This is a genomic window from Pseudomonas sp. AL03 (assembly GCF_029960815.1).
Classification (GTDB): Bacteria; Pseudomonadota; Gammaproteobacteria; order Pseudomonadales; family Pseudomonadaceae; genus Aquipseudomonas.
The window spans coordinates 63,546-83,550 of the sequence record NZ_JASBRE010000021.1; the positions used below are offsets into that span (position 1 = coordinate 63,546).

A 20,005-nucleotide genomic window follows, 5' to 3' on the forward strand; every position below is an offset into this window, starting at 1 on the left:
TACGAATAACTGTATGCGCATACAGTATCCGAACAACACCGGTAAAGCCAAGGGGATCAATCGCAAAGTTCGACAGGCGGGAACACCGTCACCGTAAAAACCGCTTAACTCAGGAACGCCACTACCTGATCGGCACTAAACGGCCAACCCAGCTCCGCGCCGGTATCAACCCGTCGTAACAGCGGAATACGCAGACTGTAAGCTTCGAACCATGTTTCGTCGTCAGCGATATCCACCCGTTCCACCGGAAGACCGCGCTCGACAAATTCCATCAGCATGGCTTCAGCCACTTCACAGAGATGACACCCAAGGGTGCCGAACAGCTGACATTCAGGAAGCATGACCATAAGACCCGGCAAAGTAGGCGTTCATTCTAGGCCCGCCATGAAAAGCAGTCGAGCCAGTGATCCGGACGTCTGGACCAAAGCCGGGTTTCAAGAGATTTCGGCAACTCCCTGACGCACATCAATCGGCCTGAACATCACTTGCACCATGCTCACGGTTTTTTTTGCCTCTACGCTTGAGTGGCCAGCGTCCATCACCGGAGTTTTTTGTGTTCGCCAACCTGTTGATCATCCTCGCCTCCTCCCTGGTGGTGATTGCACTGTTCCAGCGCCTGCGATTACCACCGGTGCTGGGCTACCTGTGCGTGGGGCTGATGATCGGGCCGACGGCGTTCGACTGGATAAATGATAGCGAAGAGTTACCAGACCTCGCAGAGTTGGGCGTGGTGTTCCTGCTGTTCTCCCTCGGTCTGGAATTTTCCCTGTCGAAAATGCTCGCATTGCGCCAGGTGGTGTTCGGGCTTGGCAGTCTGCAGGTGTTGTGCTCGGGGATGCTGTTGGGCGGTTTGCTGATATTGCTCGGCATGCCGATCACGCCTGCGCTGTTACTCGGCGCCGGCCTGTCGCTGTCATCCACTGCCATTGTCAGTAAAGAGCTGAGCAGTCTTGGCGAGATTTTCAGCAGCCACGGCCAGAATGCCATCGCCGTGTTGCTGTTCCAGGACATCGTGGCTGTATTGCTGCTGACCCTGGTGCCAGTGTTCGCTGGCAGCAGCGATCAGGCCTGGTATTGGGCGCTGCCACTGACGCTGGGGAAAACCGTCGTGTTGTTCGTCGGCCTGCTGCTGGCCAGTCGCTGGGTGCTGCCGAGGCTCTTCCATGAAGTGGCGGCGGCCCGTTCCGCGGAACTGTTCGTGCTACTGGCGCTGGTCATTGTGCTGCTGACAGCGTGGCTGACTCACCTGCTCGGCCTCTCCCCTGCCCTGGGTGCGTTTCTCGCCGGCATGCTGCTGGGGGAAAGCCACTACCGGCATCAGATCGAAGCCGACATCCGCCCGTTCCGCGACATCCTGCTCGGGGTGTTCTTCGTCAGTATCGGCATGTTGATCGACTTGCAGTTGTTCGCCAGCCACGGCCTGCTGATTCTCGGCCTGACCCTGGGATTGTTGCTGATCAAGGGCAGCGTCGTTGCGCTGCTGGTCAAATGGCGCGGCAGCGATGGTGAAACCGCCTGGCGCAGCGGCTTGGCATTGGCCCAAGGCGGCGAGTTCTGCTTCGCGCTGATGGCACAGATGCAGCTGAACAAACTGATGCCCGCCGACCTCGGCGGCCTGCTGCTGGCGGCGACCTTCTGTTCGATGCTCGTCACCCCGTTGCTGCTGCGCACCGCGCCTCGTATCGCCACACGCCTGCACCGCAAACCCAACGAAGAAGCGAAACTTGAAGAAATCAGCGCGCTCAATGCGGGGTTACACAGCCATGTCGTGATATGTGGCTACGGTCGCGTCGGCCAGTCCATCGGCCGCTTTTTACGCTACGAGCATCAACCCTACATTGCGCTGGACAGTGATCCGGTGCGAGTCCAGGAAGCAGCCGTCGCTGAAAGCTGTGTGCATTACGGCGACTCCCGTCGCGGCGAACTGTTGGTTGCCGTAGGGCTGGAGCGCGCAAGGCTGTTGGTGGTTGCGGTCGACAATACTGACATCGCCCTGCTGATACTCAAGGAGGCACGGCGCTTCAACCCGACCGTGCCGATCCTGGTGCGCACCCGCGATGACAGTCAGTTGGCCGAGTTGAAGGCGGCCGGTGCCAGCGAAGTCGTGCCCGAGTTGCTGGAGTCCAGCCTGATGCTCGCCTCCCATGCGCTGATCATGCTCGGCTTGCCCGGACAGCAAGTGCAGGACCGGGTCGATCAGGTGCGGCATGATCGCTATCGCTTGCTGCACGGGTTTTATCCCGGTGCAGACGATGAAGAGAACTAGTCCTGGCTCACGGCGCCAATCTTGTGCACCGACAAGTCTGCACCGTAATACTCTTCTTCCTGACTCAGGCGCAAACCATGGAACGCCTTGATCACGCCATACACCGCAAAACCACCGGTCAGCGCGACGACCACGCCCAGTGCCGTGCCGATCAGTTGACTGATCAGGCTCACACCGCCCAAACCGCCCATAGCACTTTGACCGAAGATACCGCAGGCGATCCCGCCCCAGACGCCACACAAGCCATGCAACGGCCAAACCCCCAACACATCATCGATATGCCATTTGCCTTGGGCCGCGGTAAAGCACCAGACGAACAGAGCCCCGGCGATAGCGCCCGTCACCAGTGCTCCCACCGGATGCATCAGATCGGAACCGGCGCAGATCGCCACCAATCCGGCCAGCGGGCCGTTATGCAGAAAGCCCGGGTCATTGCGCCCGACGATCAGCGCCGCCACGGTACCGCCGACCATGGCCATCAACGAGTTCACCGCCACCAGCCCACTGACACCTTGCAGGGTTTGCGCACTCATCACGTTGAAACCGAACCAGCCAACGATCAGGATCCACGACCCCAACGCCAGAAAGGGAATGCTCGAGGGCGCGAACGCCACCAGGCGCCCTTCGCGATAGCGGCCTTGACGTGGCCCGAGCAACAACACCGCTGCCAGCGCCAGCCAACCGCCCATGGCGTGGACCACGACCGAGCCGGCAAAATCATGGAAGCTGGCGCCAAAGCGTTCCAGCAACCAGGCTTGCAGGCCAAAGTTGCCGTTCCAGATCATCCCCTCAAAGAAGGGATAGATGAACGCCACGATCAGTGCCGTCGCGCACAACTGAGGGACGAACCGGGCACGCTCGGCGATCCCCCCGGAAATGATCGCTGGTATCGCCGCAGCAAAGGTCAGCAGAAAGAAAAACTTCACCAGGCCATAGCCATGATCAGCATTGATCACAGCCGCCGGTTGCATGAAGGTCACCCCATAGGAAATCCAATAGCCTATAAAGAAGTAGGCCAGGGTCGAAATGGCGAAATCGCTGAGGATCTTCGATAAGGCGTTGACCTGGTTCTTTTGTCGAACCGTGCCGACTTCGAGAAAGGCGAAACCGGCGTGCATCGCCAGCACCATGACCGCGCCGGTCAGAATGAACAACGTATTAGAGCTATGGACCAGACTGTCCACAGCGCTTTGCAGATTTTCCATGGGTTGGCAGACCTTAAGGCTGAAAAAAGCACCAAAGCAGTTCGCGCAAACAATTCATGCACCAAGTTGCGACTTGCCGGAATCAAGGAGCCGATCGCGGTGAACCGCTTTGGCGCACAAAATTCATGAAGGCAAATCAAGACCGGGACGATTGCGCGAGTTTTGATTGTTTGAGTTAAGGTTTTACTGAAATCATGCCCAGCAACAGCGCAACGGCGCAGGCAAACGCACCACGACGTAGCAAAAGTTGTACCAGTCATTTGTACTGAACCTTCGCGCAAGGCTCATACTCGAAAGCAACAGAAACCACTTACGGAGATCCACCCATGGCCAGCATCAAGGCAAAGACTGCTCAAGAGATCCTGATGAACGATTTTCAGACACTGGTCAGCGACACCGAACGGTTGCTGGAACACACCGCCTCCTTGGCCGGCGATCAGGCCGATGAGTTGCGTGAGCAGATCCACGACAGTCTGTTGCGTGCCCGCGAAACCTTGAAATTGACCGAAGATTCCCTGCGCGAACGCGGCCAGGCCGCCGTCACCGCCACCGAAGATTACGTTCAGGCAAATCCATGGCAATCGGTCGGAATCGCGGCTGGCGTAGGTTTCCTGATTGGTTTGCTGGCAACGCGGCGCTGATATGGCGATCGGCGAATCCGGCTCGTCCGCGACGGGCACAAGCTCCTCTCCGCGGCGCCTGGGTGCCGCTTTTCTTGGATTGCTGCACAGCCATGTCGAACTATTCGGCATCGAATTGCAGGAACAAAAAGCGCGCACTGTAAGCCTGTTGCTGTTTGCAGGCCTGGCGCTGGTTTTTGCCTTGCTGTTACTGGTGGGGTTGTCGACGCTGGTGATGATCCTGTTTTGGGACACCTATCGCCTGGCGGCCATCATTGGGCTCTGCGTGTTCTACACACTCGCGGCCATATTCTGTGCAATGCGCTTGAGAGCGGCGATTTTCGATGAATCCTCGCCCTTCCACGGCACCCTGGAAGAATTGGCCAATGATCGGGAGCGCCTGCTGCCATGAGCCTGCCTGAACTGCCTCACAACAGCTCGCGCACAGAAATGCGCAAAGCGCTGATCCGCCTGCGCATGGAAATGCATCGCCAGGAAATTCGCCACGAATCCCGGGAATTGCTGCAACCCTTGCAGCGCATGCGCGGGATGACGCAAAACCTGCACGATGGTTTCGGCATCAAGCACGCCCCACTCTGGGGCGTGGCAGCCGTCACCTTGCTGGGCTTTTTGACTGGCAAGGGTGCCAAGAGCGGTGGCATAAGCAGCCTCACTCGACTGGTTCGTCTGGGCACCACGCTGGGGCCGCTGATCAAGCTGGTCATGCTGGGCTCTTCGCGCAACCGCTAAAGCCACCCTCTGGCTGCATTCTTGCAACATCATCGGGATGAACCTCTTTATCGAGGGGTTCAATCCTGCGTGCCTGACCGGTGACCAGGTTTTACCCCAGAACAAGACCTAACCAAGGAGGCCTCAGGGCTCTGGCGTTCAAGTGGATCCGCATCGTTTATCGGTGCTGGAAGACCAGCACCGTGTACGACGAAAACGTTTATTTACAGACCTTGCTTCGGCACGGCTCGCCTTTGATCAGCGAGCCGGACACAGCAACATCGTGTTGACGGAAAGGCTCAGGGCGTGATGACGGCAGGTCAATCGATAATGGAGTGCCTGACACACCCTCATCGCCGGCAAGCCGTGCTCCTACAGGTGTGCGTGTTTTTCCCTTGCAGGCCATGACGCGAAACGGGAAGCTAGGGGCTCAGTCACCTGACGGAGAGAACCAGCCTTGGATTGGCAAACCCTGCTTACCCGCGAACGCCTCGGAAAGCCTCTGCACAGCCCGGAAGAACTCGGCCGCAGCCCTTTCCACAAAGACCACGACCGCATCATTTTCTCGGGAGCGTTCCGCCGCCTCGGGCGTAAGACCCAGGTCCATCCGGTCACCAGCAACGATCATATCCATACGCGCCTGACCCACTCGCTGGAAGTCAGCTGTGTCGGCCGTTCGCTGGGCATGCGCGTCGGCGAAACCATCCGCAGCGCCTTGCCCGACTGGTGCGAGCCCAGCGACCTGGGGATGGTGGTGCAATCGGCTTGCCTGGCCCATGACATCGGCAATCCGCCCTTCGGACACTCCGGTGAAGACGCGATTCGCCACTGGTTCCAGCAAGCCGCCGGCCGTGGCTGGCTGGATGCAATGAGCGAAGTCGAACGCAATGACTTCCTCAACTTCGAAGGCAATGCCCAGGGCTTTCGGGTACTCACCCAGCTGGAATATCACCAGTTCGACGGCGGTACCCGGCTGACCTACGCCACGCTGGGTACTTATCTGAAGTATCCATGGACTGCAAAACACGCGGATTCACTGGGCTATAAGAAACACAAGTTCGGTTGCTATCAGAGCGAATTGTCGCTACTGGAACAGATCGCCCATAAACTCGGTCTGCCGCAACTCGAGGAACAGCGCTGGGCGCGCCATCCGCTCGTGTATCTGATGGAGGCTGCCGATGACATCTGCTACGCGCTGATCGACCTGGAAGATGGTCTGGAGATGGAGCTGCTGGAATACGCCGAAGTCGAGGCCCTGTTGCTGGACCTTGTAGGTGACGATTTGCCGGAAACCTACCGCCAGCTCGGTCCACAGGATTCGCGTCGGCGCAAACTGGCGATCCTGCGAGGCAAAGCCATTGAACACCTGACCAACGCCGCAGCCCGCGCCTTTGTCGAGCAACAGGACGCGTTGCTGGCCGGTACGCTGCCCGGTGATCTGGTGGAGCACATGCACGGTCCCGCCAAGCGTTGCGTACTGAATGCCAAGGACATGGCGCGCAAAAAAATCTTTCAGGACAAGCGCAAGACCCTGCATGAAATCGGCGCATACACCACGCTGGAAATCCTGCTCAACGCCTTCTGCGGCGCGGCACTGGAACAGCATAACGGTCGAACGCCGTCCTTCAAGAGTCGCCGCATCCTCGACCTGTTGGGCAATAATGCACCCGACCCTCACGGCCCATTGCACACCTCGTTTCTACGGATGATTGACTTCATCGCCGGTATGACCGACAGCTATGCGAGCGAAATGGCGCTGGAGATGACGGGTCGTTCGAGCCACTGATGAGACCCGGTTGATCAGCCATTACGCCGCCTGCAATGGTTGATTTACCTCTCAAAAACCCAAATGCACTCAACGTTCGCCGAATCCCCCTACAACATGTGCTGAGCTAGCTGATCGATTATTCAGTAACCTCGCGAAATAATCCCGCTTCTCTCAGTTCGACAGAAGAAGCGTGAATAATCCTATGTTCAAAGACGATCTGCGCATCTTGCTGGTGGAAGATCATCCCTTTCAACTCAAGGCGACTCAATACCTGCTTGAGAGTTATGGTTTCACCCAACTGACCACCACCGACAGTGCCGATGGCGCGCTGCAACAAATGCTCAAGGCTGTGCAACCGTTTGATATTCTTTTATGCGATCAATGTCTGCCCGACCTCTCCGGGCTCGAGCTGGTTGAATTCGCCAGCCACCGGGGGATGATTAGACAGGCAATACTGTTAAGTAGCCTGACATCCGCTGAACTGGACGAACTTGAAAAAAAGGCCAACGAACACGGGCTGCCACTATTGGGTTACTTGATCAAGCCGCTGAAACAATCAGAATTTAGGAACTTGTTGACCTTGGCCTCACTGTAAAAAACGCACACCAAACGCACTAAAAATTTCGCACAAATAGAACTCGAAACTTGCAACCCAACACTTGCAACACCTCGAATGCCCCTCAACAAACTTCGCCCTTCTTCATAAAAAATCCAGTTGATACGTAGTCCTATTCCTCTTCATCTGTAGGAATCATCCTATATTACCGCTACAGGTCCGTCAGTTCATGCGTCACCTCAACTATCTGAGCTAAGGTGCGCGCTTTATTTGAGCTCGTATGGGATTTGATTATGAACTCCGTTTTTATTGTCGACGATCACCCGGTCATCCGCCTTGCCGTCAGAATGTTGCTTGAACATGAAGGTTACAAAGTCGTCGGCGAAACTGATAATGGGGTCGATGCCATGCAGATGGTTCGCGAATGCACGCCCGACCTGGTCATTCTCGACATCAGCATTCCCAAATTGGACGGGTTGGAAGTTCTCGCCCGATTCAACGCAATGAGTACCCGTCTCAAAACATTGGTGTTAACAGCGCAGTGCCCGACACTTTTTGGTATTCGCTGCATGCAATCCGGCGCATCGGGCTATGTGTGCAAACAGGAAGACCTGAGTGAACTGGTCAGTGCTATAAAAGCCGTATTGTCAGGTTACAACTATTTCCCAAGTCAGGCCTTGAATCCTGTTCGCAGTGATGACGCGCGCTTTACCGACCTGGAACTGTTCAAGTCAGTCAATGACCGAGAACTGATGGTATTGCAACTCTTTGCCCAGGGACGCACCAACAAGGAAATTGCCAAAGGTATGTTTCTGAGCAACAAGACTGTCAGCACTTATAAAAAACGCCTCATGCAAAAACTCAAAGCCAAATCCTTGGTTGAACTCATCGATATGGCAAAACGTAACGCCTTAGTGTGAGAGACAGGATGCCCAGTCGTATAAAGGATTATCTGACACTGATGGCCGCCGGTTTATGCCTGAGCACCTCAGTGCTCGCTGCGCAGACCGTCAGCGAGAACTACACCCTGCTCAGTCGCTCAATGACCGGACACCAGGAAGTCCAACTGGATAAATTACAACGGCAATGGATCAAGAATAAACGGGAACTGATCCTTGGCACGTCAGCCCCGGACTACCCTCCTTTCGACCTGACCACCAGTGGTCACGACTACGAAGGTTATACCGCTGATTACGCGGGCCTCCTGGGTACATCAACCGGTTTGCCAATCAAGGTTCTGCGCTTTGCGTCCCGGGAGGCCGCAATCAAAGCACTCGAAAACGGCGAGGTCGACTTGCTGGGTAGCGCCAATGGATTCGAAGCACATAACGCCGACATTGTACTTTCCACACCCTACGCCGTGGACCAGCCGGTTCTGGTGACACGCGAAGGAGAAACCAGATCCTTGACCGATGGCCTGGCCGGTCTACGGCTGAGCATGGTGTATCACTATTTGCCGCGGGAAGAGGTCAAGGCAATGTATCCGAGGGCGATCATCACGTCCTTTCCGTCCTACCAGAATGCGATCAATGCAGTTGCCTTCGACCAGGCTGATGTTTTTCTGGGAGACACAATTTCCACCCATTACATGATCAACAAGGGCTATCTGAACAACATCCGCATGGCCAACTTCGGCAAACACGAAGCCCACGGTTTCAGCTTTGCCGTGCGCAAGGACAACCCGCAATTGCTCGGGATCATCGACGCAATACTCAGCGCGATCCCCACCAGCGAACGCGATAACATCGCCAAACGCTGGAGTGCCGGCAGTGACATTCTTCTTACCGATCAAAAACTGCAGCTCACCCACACCGAGGAACGCTGGCTGGCACAACATCCGGTAGTCCGTGTGGTGGTCAATGAGGCCTTTGCGCCGCTGACGTTTTTCGACAGTAATAACAACTTTCGTGGGGTTACCGCGGACTTGCTCGAGCTGATCAGATTGCGCACCGGGTTGCGATTCGACGTCCATCGCAGCCGCAGCGATGACGAGATGATCGAGCAGATCAGGGACAATAAGGCCGACTTGATCGCCGCCCTGCTCCCCAGCGCCCAACGTGAAACGACGTTGAACTTCACCCGCCCCTATCTGCAAGACTCCTTTGTTCTGCTGACTCGCAAAGCCGCCGACAGCCCGACAAGCCTTGAGCAGTTGCAGGACAAACGCCTGGCTATCGCCCAAGGCAACCCCCTGGTGGATTACCTGCGCAGCGAGTTTCCGCGGATCAGGCTGATTGAAACACCCGACGCATTCAGCGCCGTGGAGTGGCTGGCCGAGGGCAAGGCAGACGGCGCGGTGAACTCACTGGTGATTGCGAACTACTTCATCTCATCGCGGCTCTTTGAGCACACACTTCAAATCAGTACCACCATCGGTACCCGCGAGGCCGCGTTCTCCCTGGCCACAGGACGAGATACCAAAGAACTGAATTCCATCCTCAACAAGGCGCTGCTGAGCATTGCGCCGCAAGAGCTGGGCATCATCAACAGCCGCTGGCGTGGCTATTCGGCGTCCTCGCAAAGTACCTGGCGCCTCTATCACCGAATGTTCTACCAAATTATTTTCGGTTCCGGGGTGCTGCTGCTGATTTCCTTTGCCTGGAACGCTTACATGCGTCGCCAGATTAAGCAGCGTCAGGCGGCCGAGCGCGCATTGAACGATCAACTCGAATTCATGCGATCGCTGGTCAACGGTACGCCTCATCCCATCTACGTACGCGATCGCCAGGGACTGCTGCAAAGTTGCAACGACAGTTACCTGGAAGCCTTCTGCGCGAAACGTAAAGACGTCATTGGCAAAAGCGTCATGCAGGGCAACATGAGCAATGCGTTCGAAGCCCGGGAATATCAGGCCGATTACCAGCGTGTCGTGGCCGAGGGCATACCGCTGATTCTCGACCGCGCGTTGCACATCGGCGGCCGCAGGCTGACGATTTACCACTGGATTCTTCCCTACCGTGATTCGAGCGGTGAAGTGCAAGGCATCATCGGCGGCTGGATCGACATCAGTGAACGGCGGCAACTGTTCGATGATCTGCGCTGCGCGAAAGAGCGCGCCGATGAAGCCAACCGGGCCAAAAGCACGTTTCTGGCGACCATGAGCCATGAGATCCGCACCCCGATGAATGCGGTCATCGGCATGCTCGAACTGACGCTCAAGCGTATCGATCATGAGCACCCGGATCGCCCTGCCATCGATGTGGCGTACAACTCGGCGAAGGACCTGCTGGAACTGATCGGGGATATTCTCGACATTGCACGGATCGAATCCGGGCGTCTTAGCCTGAGCCCTGAGCGCGTCAATCCAAGTGAAATCGTGACCTCGGTCGTGCGGGTCTTCGATGGACTGGCACGCCAGAAAAATCTCCGACTGCTGCTGGAGTTCCGCCCTGACAATTCGGAGTTTGAAGTCCTGTTGGACCCGATGCGCTTCAAGCAGGTGCTGTCCAACCTGGTCAGCAACGCCATCAAGTTTACGGAGCATGGCCAGGTCAGGGTCATCGTCGACCTGCAGTCCACCGCCGAACCCGAGCGGGTTCAGATGCTGTTGCATGTTCAGGACAGTGGCATAGGCATCAGCGAACAGGATCAGCAGCGGTTATTCGAACCCTTCGCTCAAGCCGATAATTGCGCACAATCAGGCAGAGGTGGCGCAGGACTGGGTCTGGTGATCAGCCGCAGCCTGTGCGAGATGATGGGTGGCAGCCTGCAATTGAGCAGCCAGCCGGGTGTGGGCACTCAAGTCGAGGTTTCGTTACACCTGGCAACACTGCCACTCGAGCAGGTGCCGGAGACTGTTGAAGCGCACATACACACCACGACGACCCCCTTGAACGTTCTGGTGGTCGACGATCACCCGGCCAATCGCTTGCTCATGTGCCAGCAACTGGAGTTTCTGGGGCATCGATTCAGCGTCCAGGCGGATGGCGAAGCGGGATACGAGGCGTGGAAAGCAGAGCCGTTCGATCTGGTGATTGTCGATTGCAACATGCCGATCATGAACGGATACGAACTGGCCCGCGCCATTCGCCGACAGGAACAACAAACGCAACGCCCGCCCTGTACCGTTCTGGGTTTTACCGCCAACGCGCAACCGGAAGAAATACAACGCTGCAAACAAGCCGGGATGGACGACTGCCTGTTCAAGCCCCTCACCCTGACAGCCTTGAGTCAGTGGGTTGAAGGTATCAGGCCGACCGTCCGCGATCCGGCGTTCAGCCTGCAAGGGCTGCGTCTTTTGACGGGTGGAAATCCGCTATTGGACCAGCGATTGTTGGCCGAACTGTTGAACAGCAACCGTTTGGACCGACAAGAATTGCTGGCCCTGTCCCTATCCAAAGACCCACAGTCATTTCTCGACGTCGCCCACAAAATCAAGGGCGCCGCCCGAATCGTCCAGGCCTCCCGAGTGATCGACAGCTGCGAGGCGTTGGAAAAGGCCTGCCATGAAGTGTTCCATCACGACGAGGTGGCCGATTGCAGCAAGGCTATAGAGCGCGCCATGCTCGAACTGGAGCAAGCCTTGCAGCAACAAATTGGCCAAAACGACAACAGCAGAATGACAGAGCCTTAACTATGCTAGGACGCTGAGCAGTGTGTTAACCATCATGGAGAGACCTGCAATGCCCAGCGCACTGCGCCCGGATCAACGGCGGTTTCCCCTGCACGTCCATATCAGCGTGATGTTCACGCTCCTGTTGATGCTGACTGGAGTGGTGCTGGGCATTTTCAACTACCGGCACACCACGCAGATCATTCTTTCCAGCAGTGAAAAGCTCTTCAACCGCATCGAGCAGGACGTCCGCCTGGACCTGCACACCACCTATGAGCCGATTCGTCATCTGCTGAGCCTGTTGGCGGATTATCCAGCGACGCAGGCACCTGACCTGGAGCAACGCCTGGCGTTGTTCAAACCCTTCAGCCAGTCACTCAAGGACAACCCCGACCTGGCCTCGCTGTATCTGGGCTACGGCAATGGTGATTTCTTCATGGTTCGGCCCTTGCGAACCTCCGGTCTGAAAACGCTCCTGAATGCCCCGGACACTGCGGCTTATCAGGTGTGGAGCATTGAGCGAACCGGCAACAACGGGAAGGTCCGCTCCCAATCACTGTTTTTCGATCAAGATCTGACCCTCATCAGTCGCCAGGACAATCCCGACGAAACCTACGATCCGCGAACCCGCGCCTGGTATGCCAACGCCCGCAGCGACAGGGATCAGATCACCACCGAACCCTACATTTTTTTCTCCACCCACAATGTCGGCACCACCCTGGCCCGGCGCAGCGGCGAACACGCCGTCATGGGCGCCGATCTGACCCTGGCGGAACTCTCCACGACCTTGGCCAAACATGTGGTGACCCCCAGTACAGAAATTGTGCTGTTCGATGCCGAGGGCAATGCCATTGCTTATCCTGACAGCAGCAAATTGATCATCGACGATCAGACTGCCCGCCTGATCAAAGCCGCCGACCTGAGCCCCAGCCTCGGCGCGCTGCTCAACAATCCCCCCGAAGGTAACCGCCTGGATGTCGCCGGTCGTCAATGGATCGTTGCCCGCAGCAGCATGCAGGAGGGTGGCCCCCAGGGACTGCAACTGGCGCTGCTGGTACCGGAAGATGAATTACTCGTCGATGCCTACCGCATGCGCTGGCAAGGCGCGCTGATCACCTTGGCCACGCTGTTGCTATGCCTGCCGCTGGGTTGGCTGACCTCTCGGATTCTGGTTAAACCCCTGCGCGCGCTGGTGCGGGAGGCCGATGCGGTTCGCAGTTTCGACTTCAACTTTCCGCCCTCACGTCGCTCTCCCGTGCTCGAAGTCGACCAACTGAGCGTGTCGATGGCGCGCATGAAAGATACCTTGGCGAGTTTTTTCCAGATCACCGAAAGCCTGAGCGCCGAGGTCCGTTTTGCCCCCTTGCTGGAACGCGTGTTGTTTGAAACTGTGAAAATCGGCCAGGCCCAGGCCGGTCTGATCTACCTGCGCGAAAGTGATGGCGATCGCATGGAGCCACAGGGTCTGGTCATCAACGGCATCTCACAGGCGTTGCCGTCCTTTGATCTTCAAGGACACGAACTCCAGGCTCCGCATAGCCCTGCATGGCTACGGCAGCTGTCGAATGCCGACAACGTCGTCACCACGCTTGGTTTCGAACAGGCGGGGGATTTGCAGAAGGTGCTGCTTGCGCTGGAGTGCCCCCGCGTTCATCTGATCGGTATTCGACTGCACAATCGTCATCACGAAACCCTGGGCCTGCTGGTCCTGCTGTTGGCCGATACCGGCAACCAGAGCGATCTGGAAAAACTTCGTCCAGACCGCATCGCGTTCCTCCAGGCCGTATCCGGCGCGGCCGCCGTGAGTATTGAAAGTCAGCGTCTGCAAGCCAAACAAAAACAACTGCTGGACGCCTTCATTCAACTGCTGGCCGGTGCGATTGACGCCAAAAGCCCCTACACCGGCGGTCACTGCCAGCGAGTGCCGGCGCTGACCCTGATGCTCGCCCAGGCCGCAGCGGCCAGCCAGGACCCGGCCTTCAGTGGCTACCAACCCACCGACGATGAATGGGAAGCGCTGCACATCGCGGCTTGGCTACATGATTGCGGCAAGGTCACCACTCCGGAATACGTGGTCGATAAAGCCACGAAGCTGGAAACGCTTTACGACCGTATCCACGAAATCCGTACCCGTTTCGAAGTGCTCAAGCGCGATGTCTGGATCAACTATTGGCAAGCCATGACCCTGGGTGGTGACGAGCAGCACCTGACCGAACTGCGCAACGCCACTCTGGCGGGGCTGGACGATGACTTCGCGTTCGTTGCCCGCTGCAACCTGGGGGGCGAGGCGATGGCCGAGTCCGACCTGCAACGCCTTCACAGCATGGCCCTGCGCACCTGGACCCGAACACTGGATGACCGGCTGGGCGTTTCCTGGGAAGAGAACCGACGCCAGGCGCGAACCCCGGCACCGGCACTGCCGGTCAGCGAACCATTGCTGGCGGACAAACCCGAGCACCTGTTCGAACGACCCGAAGCCGAACTGATTCCGGAAGATAATCCCTGGGGGTTCAAACTCGATGTGCCGCGCTACAAGTACAACAGGGGCGAGCTCTACAACCTGAGCATTGCCCGAGGCACCCTGACCCGCGAGGAGCGTTACATCATCAATCACCACAGGGTGCAGACAATTCTGATGCTCAGCCACCTGCCCTTCCCCGGTCACCTCAACAACGTCGCGGAGATCGCCGGCGGCCACCATGAAAAAATGGACGGCACCGGGTACCCCAAACAATTGAAGCGTGAAGAAATGAGCCTGCCGGCGCGGATGATGGCGATTGCCGATATTTTCGAAGCACTGACCGCCGCCGATCGCCCCTACAAGAAAGCCAAGTCGTTGAGCGAAGCGCTGGGCATCATGGCCACCCTGTGCCGGGACGCCCACATCGATCCTGAGTTGTTTGGGCTGTTCATCAACGCACAAATCTATTTGCAGTACGCCGATCGATTCCTCGACCCCCAACAAATCGATGCGGTGGACCCGTCGAGCCTGCTGGTCAAGGCAGGCTTGAGGGCATGATCAGCAGTCGGTCAGGCGCAGGAAAATCGCCGCCAATTGCTCGATACCGGCCTGATCTTCAGCGGTAAAACGCGCCAGTTTCGGGCTGTCGAGGTCCAGCACGCCAATCAATCGACCGTCCTTGACGAGCGGCACCACCAGTTCGCTGTTCGACGCGCTGTCGCAAGCGATGTGTCCGGGGAACGCGTGCACGTCCTCGACCAACTGGGTCTGCAAGGTCGTCGCCGCAGCCCCGCATACGCCCCGACCGAATGGAATCCGCACGCAGGCGATCTGCCCTTGAAAAGGGCCGAGTACCAGTTCTTCGTTGCGATTGAGGTAGAACCCAGCCCAGTTCAGGTCATCGAGCAGGTTGTACAGGAACGCCGAGAACTGCGCGGCGTTAGCGATGAAATCCCGCTCGTCCGCCAGCAATGACTCCAATTGCGCCCACAGCATGCCGTAGCCTTCGAGGCCCTGGCCGCTCTTCTGTAAATCGATCATGCCTTGTGCTCCAACAGCTTCAGCCCGACCCAATAGCGGGCAAATTGATACGCGCAACGTCCGTTGCGATTACCCCGGCCCGTGGCCCAGCGCACCGCGAGGATGTCCAGTTCCTCGTCTCGTTGCCACTTAAGGTCCGCCTTGTCGGCCAGTTGACCGATCCAGTGTTCGACGACGTTGAGGAAGTGTTCTTGGGTAAACGGGTAGAACGACAGCCACAATCCGAAACGGTCCGACAGCGCAATCTTGTCTTCCACCGCCTCGCTGGGATGGAGTTCGCCGTCGACCCTTTTCCAGTTTTCGTTATCGCTTTCCTTTTCCGGCACCAGATGGCGACGGTTGGAAGTGGCGTACAGCAAAACGTTATCCGGCGCCTGTTCGAGAGAGCCGTCGAGCACGCTCTTGAGTACGCGATAGTCACCCTCGCCCGACTCGAACGACAGGTCATCGCAGAACAGCACGAAACGCTGGGGCAGCTTGGCGATTTGTTCGACCACTCGCGGCAAGTCTGCCAAGTGATCGCGTTCGATCTCGATCAACCGCAATCCCCCCTTGGCGTGTTCGGCCAGCAAGGCGCGAACCAGCGACGATTTACCGGTGCCGCGCGAGCCCCAGAGCAACGCGTGGTTGGCCGGCATGCCGTCGAGGAACTGTTGGGTATTTCGCCCCAGTTGCTCCAGTTGCCGGTCGACGCCGATCAGGTCGGACAAACGCATGTCGAGGCTGACTTGCAGCGGCAGCATGAAACCGCTGCGCCCCTCGCGCTGCCAGCGTGCAGCCAGGCAGTGATTCCAGTCGATGGCTTGCCGAGGTGCGGGCAACAGCGGTTCGATACGGGCCAAAACGGCATCGGCACGTTCAAGAAAAGCATTTAATCGGGAATCCACGTCTTCTCCTCGGGCACGTTCACAGTAATGATGGCGATACAGCGACGAAACACAGCGTTCGGTTCCGGTTCATTCCTTTGCACAAGGGCTCGCGAGAACATCGGTATCCATGCATGATCAACTATGCTTGAGCAGCGAAGGGAAACGGAAGTGGTTCGACACCCCATGGATATCAAGTTCACCAACCGACTGTCCTACAAGCAAGCCAGGCTTACTGTGCTGGTCGGTTTCATTCTGGGTACGCTGCTCAGTCTGATGCAAATAGGCATCGATTATGCCAGTGAAGACGCCTCCATCAACCGAGAAATCCTGTCTTTACTGGAAATCAGCCATAACCCCGCGTCCCGCATCGCCTACAACATCGATGCCGAACTCGCTCAGGAATTGACCCTGGGCCTGTTGCGCTCGCCGGCGATCACCGGCGCGCAATTGATCGACAACAACAATACCGTGCTGGCCAACGTCAAACGCCCAGGCGTGCAAAGCGGCTATCGGGTGATCAGCGACTTCCTGTTCGGCGCCAACCGGCAGTTCGAAGACCGTCTCTACCTGGATCACTTGCCGACCGAATCCCTCGGCACTCTGCGTCTGGACGTCGATACCTATTCATTCGGCAACCGGTTCCTGCGCCGGGCCGAGGTGACGCTGCTCAATGGCTTCGCCCGCAGCCTGCTGCTGACCGGCATCCTGCTGGCGCTGTTTTATGTGATGCTGACCAAGCCGTTGGTGCGGGTCATCCGTGAACTCAGTATTCGCGACCCGCGCAGCGCGGAGTCGACGTCGCTGGAGTGTCCGACGGACCATGAAAACGATGAAATCGGGGTACTGGTCAAGGTTGCCAATCAACAGTTCGAAAACATCGCCACCGAAATCCAGCAGCGACGCAACGCCGAAAACCGTCTGACCGACTACCTCGGGCAACTGGAGAACATCGTCTCGGCTCGCACGGCGGAACTCAAGGCGATCAACAATCGGCTCAGCCAATCCAATCAGGAGCTGGAGGTCGCCCGCAGCACCGCCCTGGGCATGGCCGACGCGCGCTCGGTGTTCCTGGCCAACATGAGCCACGAGATCCGCACGCCGCTCAACGGCTTGCTGGGGATGATCGCGCTTTCCCTGGACGGTCCGCTCAATGCCGAGCAACAGCAACAGCTGTCCATCGCCCATGACTCGGGCAAAGTACTGGTGGAACTGCTCAACGATATTCTCGATTTGTCGAAGTTCGATGCCGGCCAACTTGAGCTCGAACATATTCCGTTCGACCTCGGCTCGCTGATCGAGGACACCGCCAACCTGCTGTCACAGAACGCCGCGCCGAGCGTCGAGCTGAGCTGCCTGATCGATCCGCATTTTCCGGCACTGGTGCTCGGGGATCCGACCCGGGTCCGACAGATCGTCAGCAACCTGTTATCCAACGCCCTCAAGTTCACCCGTTTCGGTCGGGTCGATGTGCGCCTCTCGACATTCGAGGACGGCGTCAGAATCGAAGTCTGCGACACCGGTATCGGTATCGCCCAGGACGCCCAGGTCAAGATTTTCCAGCCCTTCACCCAGGCGGGTGCCGGCATCACCCGGCAATTCGGCGGGACCGGGTTGGGCCTGGCACTGACCTACAACCTCTGCGAAGTCATGCAAGGGCGCCTCACCATCAGCTCCGAAGCAGGCTTCGGCAGCCAGTTCTGCGCGGATCTGCCGCTGCCCAGCCACACCCGGGCCCTTCCCCCGGCCTCTTTACAAGGCAAGGTCATCGCAATCACCGCCGCGAGCAGCGGTCTGGCAGAACTGTTGAACAGTGTGTTGCCCGGCTGGGGGCTCGACTATCAGCAGCGTTTCATCGATGAATCGTTGCTGGGTCTGAACCCTGATGTACTGATTACCGATTGCCCCGAATGCCTGTTTGGCCTGCGCCCCTCGTGTACAGCCCCCATTCTGCTGGTCACCGCTTACGGCAGTTTCATGCCCAGCGAAGAAGCCGTCGCCCTCGCCCCCTTGCAGCAACAGGCGCGGCCTCTGGCGCGCAACGCGCTGTACCAGACGCTGCGACGAGTCCTGCAGCCGGAACTCAACACGATCAACGATGCCCGGCTCGACACCCTCTCCCCACAACGACGCGGACGCGTGCTGCTGGTGGAGGACAATCCGGTCAACCAATTAGTGGCCAAGGGGATGCTCGGGAAACTCGGATGCGAAGTGATCGTCGCCGGTCACGGTGGCGAGGCGATGGATCAGCTTGAGCAGAGCGAATTCGATCTGGTGCTGATGGACTGCAACATGCCGGTGATGGACGGCTACGAGGCCAGTCGGCAAATCCGTCGCAGCGGGCGCTGGCCACAACTGCCCATCGTCGCCCTGACTGCCAACGCCATGTCCGAAGAGCGCGAACGCTGTCGTGCGGCGGGCATGAGCGATTACCTGGCAAAACCCTTCCGTCGGGAAGAGTTGGCTGCCCTGCTGGACTTGTGGATCCCTAGTACGACAGTGCTTTGATTTGCCCCAACAAGTGATCAAGGCCATCGCGCAGATCATTCAGGCGATCCAGATCCACACCGCTGTCGCACAGCAAGCGGGCCTTGAGCGGCCCGACCTGATCGCGCAAGGCCTTGCCGGTGGGCGACAGGCTCAAGTGCACTTCACGCTCATCCCGCGCCGAGCGCTGACGCTGAACCAGTTGCAGTTGCTCAAGACGCTTGAGCAACGGCGTCAGCGTGCCGGAATCCAGCGTCAGGCGTTCGCCCAACGCCTTGACCGTCGGCTGCTCAGGGGCTGCCTCCTGCCATTCCCACAACACCAGCATCGCCAGGTATTGCGGGTAGGTCAGGCCGAGCTGATCGAGCATCGGCTTGTAGGCGCGGATCACCGCCCGGGAAGCGGCGTACAGTTTGAAGCACAGTTGGCTGTCGAGCTTCAGGGAATCGACTGACAAGGTGTTCATTTGAGCAGGGCTTCGATCTCGCGGCTCAGGTCCTGCGGCTTGGTCGCGGGGGCGAAGCGCTTGACCAGCTGGCCATCCTTGCCGATCAGAAACTTGGTGAAGTTCCACTTGATGCCCTGGGAACCCAGCACACCCGGCGCGCGCTTTTTCAGTTGAACGAACAGCGGATGGGCACCGGCGCCATTGACTTCAATCTTTTTGAACAGCGGAAAACTGACGCCGAAGTTCAACTCGCAGAACTCGGAAATCGCCCCTTCGTTGCCCGGCTCCTGCTTGCCGAACTGATTGCACGGGAACCCAAGCACCACCAGACCTTGATCCTTGTAGGTCTGCCACAACTCTTCAAGGCCTTTGTACTGCGGGGTGAAGCCGCATTTGCTCGCCGTGTTGACCACCAGCACGGCTTTGCCAGCGAAATCCGCCAGGGTCTTTTGCTCACCCTTGATGGTGGTGCAAGGGATGCTCAGCAGGTTGTCGCTCATGATTCGGACTCTAAATGAGGGAAGATGAGACAAACATAGCGAGCAATTGAATTGCGTGCAATTTAATTATCCGATGGGCGATCATCAGATCACCCTCTGGCTTATTTTCCGCGGGGTACCAGGTCCAGGCACACCGAGTTGATGCAATAACGCAGACCGGTCGGCGGTGGACCGTCGGGGAACACGTGCCCCAGGTGCGCATCGCATTTGCCGCAGACCACTTCGGTGCGGATCATGCCGTGGCTGACGTCACGGATCTCGACCATGGCGCTGTCGCCGATCGGCGCGTAGAAGCTCGGCCAGCCGCAGCCGGAGTCGAATTTGGTCTTGGAGTCGAACAGTGACTCGTTGCAGCAGATGCAGTGGTAAACGCCGTCAGTTTTGGTGTCGTTAAATTTGCCGGAGAACGGTCGCTCGGTGCCCTTGAGGCGGCAAACGTTGTACTGCTCCGGGTCGAGCATTGCTTTCCATTCTTCCAGGGTTTTTTCCAACTTTTCCATCATCAC

The 20,005-nt window shown here is 58.0% G+C and carries 17 protein-coding genes and 1 pseudogene; 11 read left to right on the forward strand and 7 right to left on the reverse strand.

The annotated features are described in order from the left end of the window. Positions 1–104 precede the first annotated feature (104 nt). Positions 105–341, reverse strand: coding sequence for a glutaredoxin family protein (locus tag QK293_RS19795; protein WP_282380105.1), 237 nt, complete (start codon positions 339–341; stop codon positions 105–107). A gap of 212 nt (positions 342–553) precedes the next feature. On the opposite strand from QK293_RS19795, the gene QK293_RS19800 reads away from it, so the two are divergent. Continuing rightward, entirely contained in the window at positions 554–2,266 is a 1,713-nt protein-coding gene (locus QK293_RS19800; RefSeq protein WP_282380106.1) for a monovalent cation:proton antiporter-2 (CPA2) family protein, read from the forward strand. On the opposite strand, the gene QK293_RS19805 is transcribed toward QK293_RS19800, so the two are convergent. Further along, positions 2,263–3,471 (reverse strand): ammonium transporter, encoded by a 1,209-nt coding sequence (locus QK293_RS19805; RefSeq protein WP_282380107.1) that lies wholly within the window; start codon positions 3,469–3,471, stop codon positions 2,263–2,265. The genes QK293_RS19800 and QK293_RS19805 overlap by 4 nt on opposite strands. Positions 3,472–3,797: 326 nt before the next feature. Here QK293_RS19805 and QK293_RS19810 point away from each other — a divergent pair, with 326 nt between their 5' ends. The 9 genes and pseudogenes from QK293_RS19810 (at position 3,798) to QK293_RS19845 (ending at position 14,715) form a co-directional block, all read left to right on the forward strand. Beyond that, complete coding sequence (locus QK293_RS19810) at positions 3,798–4,112, forward strand: YqjD family protein (RefSeq protein WP_282380109.1); 315 nt, start codon at positions 3,798–3,800, stop codon at positions 4,110–4,112. Position 4,113: 1 nt separating this feature from the next. Continuing rightward, positions 4,114–4,503 carry a phage holin family protein gene (locus QK293_RS19815; protein WP_282380110.1) on the forward strand — a complete coding sequence of 130 codons (390 nt, stop codon included), beginning with the start codon at positions 4,114–4,116 and terminating at the stop codon, positions 4,501–4,503. Further along, positions 4,500–4,841: a hypothetical protein gene (locus QK293_RS19820; RefSeq protein ID WP_282380112.1), complete on the forward strand. Its 342-nt coding sequence runs from the start codon at positions 4,500–4,502 to the stop codon at positions 4,839–4,841. The genes QK293_RS19815 and QK293_RS19820 overlap by 4 nt, the downstream gene beginning before the upstream one ends. A 98-nt stretch (positions 4,842–4,939) precedes the next feature. Next, positions 4,940–5,110, forward strand: a pseudogene (locus QK293_RS27605) (IS110 family transposase); the annotation flags it as partial. A 167-nt stretch (positions 5,111–5,277) separates the two neighbouring features. Further along, on the forward strand, positions 5,278–6,606 hold the full coding sequence (locus QK293_RS19825) for a deoxyguanosinetriphosphate triphosphohydrolase (protein WP_282380114.1): 1,329 nt from the start codon (positions 5,278–5,280) through the stop codon (positions 6,604–6,606). Positions 6,607–6,790: 184 nt separating this feature from the next. Further along, positions 6,791–7,183 carry a response regulator gene (locus tag QK293_RS19830; protein ID WP_282380116.1) on the forward strand — a complete coding sequence of 131 codons (393 nt, stop codon included), beginning with the start codon at positions 6,791–6,793 and terminating at the stop codon, positions 7,181–7,183. A gap of 254 nt (positions 7,184–7,437) precedes the next feature. Continuing rightward, entirely contained in the window at positions 7,438–8,064 is a 627-nt protein-coding gene (locus QK293_RS19835) for a response regulator transcription factor (protein ID WP_282380117.1), read from the forward strand. 8 nt (positions 8,065–8,072) lie between these two features. Then, the gene (locus tag QK293_RS19840) at positions 8,073–11,717 is read left to right on the forward strand and encodes a transporter substrate-binding domain-containing protein (RefSeq protein WP_282380119.1); all 3,645 of its coding nucleotides are present in this window, start codon (positions 8,073–8,075) and stop codon (positions 11,715–11,717) included. Positions 11,718–11,766: 49 nt separating this feature from the next. Beyond that, positions 11,767–14,715, forward strand: a complete 2,949-nt coding sequence (locus tag QK293_RS19845; RefSeq protein WP_282380120.1) for an HD domain-containing phosphohydrolase — start codon at positions 11,767–11,769, stop codon at positions 14,713–14,715. On the opposite strand, the gene QK293_RS19850 is transcribed toward QK293_RS19845, so the two are convergent. Further along, positions 14,716–15,198, reverse strand: a complete 483-nt coding sequence (locus QK293_RS19850; protein ID WP_282380122.1) for a GAF domain-containing protein — start codon at positions 15,196–15,198, stop codon at positions 14,716–14,718. Then, positions 15,195–16,085, reverse strand: a complete 891-nt coding sequence (locus tag QK293_RS19855) for an ATP-binding protein (RefSeq protein ID WP_282380123.1) — start codon at positions 16,083–16,085, stop codon at positions 15,195–15,197. The genes QK293_RS19850 and QK293_RS19855 overlap by 4 nt, the downstream gene beginning before the upstream one ends. 165 nt (positions 16,086–16,250) lie before the next feature. Between QK293_RS19855 and QK293_RS19860 the strand changes: the two genes are divergently transcribed. Next, positions 16,251–18,572 carry a response regulator gene (locus QK293_RS19860; RefSeq protein ID WP_282380124.1) on the forward strand — a complete coding sequence of 774 codons (2,322 nt, stop codon included), beginning with the start codon at positions 16,251–16,253 and terminating at the stop codon, positions 18,570–18,572. On the opposite strand, the gene QK293_RS19865 is transcribed toward QK293_RS19860, so the two are convergent. The 3 genes from QK293_RS19865 to msrB form a co-directional block, all read right to left on the reverse strand. Beyond that, positions 18,553–19,017: a MarR family transcriptional regulator gene (locus QK293_RS19865; protein ID WP_282380127.1), complete on the reverse strand. Its 465-nt coding sequence runs from the start codon at positions 19,015–19,017 to the stop codon at positions 18,553–18,555. The two genes, QK293_RS19860 and QK293_RS19865, sit on opposite strands and share 20 nt — an antisense overlap. Continuing rightward, positions 19,014–19,499 (reverse strand): glutathione peroxidase, encoded by a 486-nt coding sequence (locus QK293_RS19870; RefSeq protein ID WP_074878825.1) that lies wholly within the window; start codon positions 19,497–19,499, stop codon positions 19,014–19,016. The genes QK293_RS19865 and QK293_RS19870 overlap by 4 nt, the downstream gene beginning before the upstream one ends. Before the next feature lie 101 nt (positions 19,500–19,600). Then, positions 19,601–19,999, reverse strand: coding sequence for a peptide-methionine (R)-S-oxide reductase MsrB (gene msrB, locus QK293_RS19875; RefSeq protein WP_282380131.1), 399 nt, complete (start codon positions 19,997–19,999; stop codon positions 19,601–19,603). Positions 20,000–20,005: the final 6 nt, after the last annotated feature.